The organism is Microbispora sp. ATCC PTA-5024 (genome assembly GCF_000511135.2).
GTDB classification, from domain to species: domain Bacteria; phylum Actinomycetota; class Actinomycetes; order Streptosporangiales; family Streptosporangiaceae; genus Microbispora; species Microbispora corallina.
This window is the reverse complement of record NZ_KI866524.1, coordinates 899,737-903,053: the sequence shown is the minus strand read 5'-3', so window position 1 is coordinate 903,053 and position 3,317 is coordinate 899,737. Positions and strand designations below refer to the sequence as shown.

The window sequence follows — 3,317 nt, the reverse complement described above, 5'->3', positions numbered from 1 at the left end:
GAGACGCGGGGCCGGCAGGCGTCCGGCACCGATGCCGCCGAGGCGCGGGGCGGGCACGGTCCCGGCGCCGAGGCCGCAGAAGTGCCGGTGTTCGGATGCGTGGTGCTCGCCGCGCGCACCCCGGCGGACCTGCGCCTCGCCGTGACGCTGCGCGGCCTCGTCCCGATGGGCCGCAGGATCCGCCTCGCCGTCGCCGAGACGCCGCCGTGGGCGTCCCCGCCGTTCCCCGTCGCCGGGCAGGGCGACTGCTGGCGCCACCTCGCCGGTCTGACGATCGGGCGGGCCGGTCAGGGCTGGCATCTCGACGCCCTCTTCGACGAGCCGGCGGCGGGCGGCGACGTCCTGGCCCAGGTGGTCCACGGGCTCTTCGGCGCCCGGCGGCACCTCGCGCAGCCCGTGGCCGGTCTCGCGCCCGGCGACGCCGCCTGGAGGCCCGGCGACGCCAACGCCACTCTCGTCCCCATGGGCGGCCCGGTCCCCGAGCGCCGCGACGCCCCGGGCTGCGACCTGCTCCTCGCGGGTCCGCCGTACGGGGAGCCCGCCGCCCCGGCCGCTCCCGCCGCGGTCCCGCCCCAGGCCCGCCGTACGGCGGCGGACGGACTCGCGCCATGCGTGGACGGGCAGGCGGCCGACGTGAAGGAGCGGCCGGCGGCGGAGGCGGGCGCAGCGCCCGGAGGGTTCCCGCCCGTCGACGAGGCCGTGATCAACCCCGTCGGGTTCCGGCAGCACCCGTCGTCGCCGGTCGCGAGCCTGGTCGCCGACGGGCCCGGCTTCGCCGTCGTCTCCGGCGGCGAGACGCTGGTGCGGCTGCCGCCGGGCGGCGAGGTGACCGACGTGGACGTGGCGCGCCTGCGTGAGACGCGCGCCCTCGCCGTACCCGCCCTCCCCGGACGGCCGCTCGTCGCGGCCCGCCTGGTCGCCGCCCTGGCGGCCGCCGGGGTCCCGATGCTCGCCGAGCCCGACCCTGCGCGCGACGCCGCGCTCGGCCACGACCTCGCCCGCGCGCTGGCGGCCGTCCTCGCCGAGGAGGTCCAGGACGACCTGCGGCGCGAGGAGTTGAGCATCCGGCTGCGCCGGTCGGCCCTGCGCCTCCACGGCTCGGTGCCGCGGTGGCGGGAGACGGCCCGCGCGGCCGGGCTTCCACTCCCGGCCGAGCCCTCGGTCTCGATCCTGCTCTGCACCCGCCGCCCGGAGATGATCCCGTTCGCGATCCGGCAGATGGAGCGCCAGCGCGGGGTCCGGGCGGAACTGGTGATCGGGCTGCACGGCCTGTCCGCGCGGCGGACGGCCGTCGGCAGCGCGCTGCTCCCGGTGACCGTGGTCGAGGCGCCCGCGGAGCTGCCGTTCGGCGCGGTGCTGAACCGCATGGCGGACCTCGCCGCCGGGTCGTTCCTGGCGAAGGTGGACGACGACGACTGGTACGGCCCCGACCACCTGGCCGACCTGCTCCTCGCCCAGCTCTACTCGGGCGCCGACCTGGTCGGCTCGGCCGCGGAGTTCGTCTACCTGGAGCCGCTCGACGTGACCATCCGGCGGCGTATCGGCACCGAGCGCTTCGCGCCCCTGGTGGCCGGGGGGACGATGCTCGTCCGCCGGTCGGCGTTCGAGGCGGTGGGCGGGTTCCGGCCGCTGCCGCGCACGGTCGACGGGCAGCTCCTCCAGGCGGTGGAGGCCGCGGGCGGCCGGATCTACCGCACCCACGGCTTCGGCTACGTCCTGCGCCGCCGCAGCGCGCACGGCCACACGTGGCGGCAGCCGGTGCAGTCGTTCCTCGCGTCGTCCCACGAGCAGTGGCGCGGGCTGGTGTTCAACGAGCTGATGGAGGCGGCCGTGCCGCACGGCCGAGCGGAGGTGAGGACATGGGCGGGTCCCCGCTGATCCCCATGAACGACTACGGCGTGCTCGGCGACCCGCCCGCCCTCGGGACGTGGACCCCGCGGCTGTCGGTGAGCGTCGTCATCCCGGCGTACCGGGCGGGGGCCACGCTCCCGCTCGTGCTGGCCGCGCTGGACCGGCAGACGTACCCGGCCCACCTCATGGAGGTGATCGTCGTCGACGACGGCGAGGAGCCCATGCCGGCGCTGCCACCCACCGCGCCGCGCCGGACCCGGGTGATCCGGCCGCGTCCGGGAGTCTGGGGCAAGGCGAGCGCGTGCGCCGCGGGCGCCGACGCCGCGACCGGCGACGTCGTCCACTACCTCGACGCCGACCTGGTGCCTTTCCCCGAGCACGTCGAGGCCCACATGCGGTGGCACCACCTCGCGGGCTGCCTCGTGGTGCTGGGACGACTGCGGTTCGTGCCGGGTCTCGACGTCGTGCCGGCGGGCGAGGTGCTGGCCGCCATCGAGGCGGGGACGCTCGTCAAGCTCTTCCCCGACGAGGACGGCACGCCGCAGTGGACCGAGCAGCGCTGGGACGAGACGGACGACCTGCGGACCGCGGGCTTCCGGGCGTTCTCCGTGACGGTGGGGGCGACCGCGTCGCTCCCCGCCGCCCTGCTGCGCGCGGCCGGCGGGATGGACCGGGCGCTCGTGATGGGCGAGGACACCGAGCTGGGCTACCGCCTCGCGCAGGCCGGCGCCGTGTTCGTCGGCGAGCGGGAGGCGCGGGGCCGGCACATCGGCGACTCGACCGTCATGCGCCGCGAGCAGGACGTGAAGCGGCACAACTGGCCCTACCTCGCCGAGCGCATCCCGGTCTTCCGCTGGCTGCGCGCCCATCCCAACCGCCGCTACCTCGTGCCGTACGTCGAGGTGGTCGTGACGGCGACGGACGCCTCGTTCGAGGAGGTGCGGGCCACGGTCGACGCCGTCCTGGCGGGCAAGCTGCCCGACGTGGTCGTCAAGATCGTCGGCCCGTGGAGCCGGCTGGGCGGGGGACGGCGCGACCCGCTCGGCGATCCCGCTCTCGACCTGCGGCTCGTGCGGGCCTGTTACGAGGGCGAGCCGCGCGTGTCCTTCGCCGAGAGCCTGCCCGAGCACTGCTTCCCGGTGCCGTTCCGCCTGCACTGCCCGCCCGGGTGGACGCCGGGGCGGAGCACGATCGGGTCGCTGGTGAAGTTCGCCGACCGGCAGGGCCTCGGGGTGCTCTCGCTCGCGCTGGACGAGCGCGAGCGGGACGGGGTCGTGCACGCCCGGCTGGAGCGGACGGCCGCCGTCGCCCGGGCCCGCTGGTGCGCCGGGCCGGGGGACGCCCTCGACGACCTGGTCCACGCGATGTTCGGCACGCTCTGGGACGCGGGCGAAAAATGGGGGCTGACCCTGGCCGACGCGCCGCCCCCGCCCCCGCCCGGCCGGCCGTGGGCGCTCGACGGCGAC

The 3,317-nt window shown here is 77.1% G+C and carries 2 protein-coding genes; both read left to right on the top strand.

Annotated features, from left to right (window positions below; genetic code table 11):
* Positions 1 to 1,878: glycosyltransferase (locus tag MPTA5024_RS24630; protein WP_051458607.1), on the top strand; the 1,878-nt coding region annotated here is incomplete at its 5' end.
* The coding region (locus MPTA5024_RS24625; protein WP_084369964.1) for a glycosyltransferase family 2 protein at positions 1,860 to 3,317 on the top strand (1,458 nt) is incomplete at its 3' end. The genes MPTA5024_RS24630 and MPTA5024_RS24625, both read left to right, overlap by 19 nt.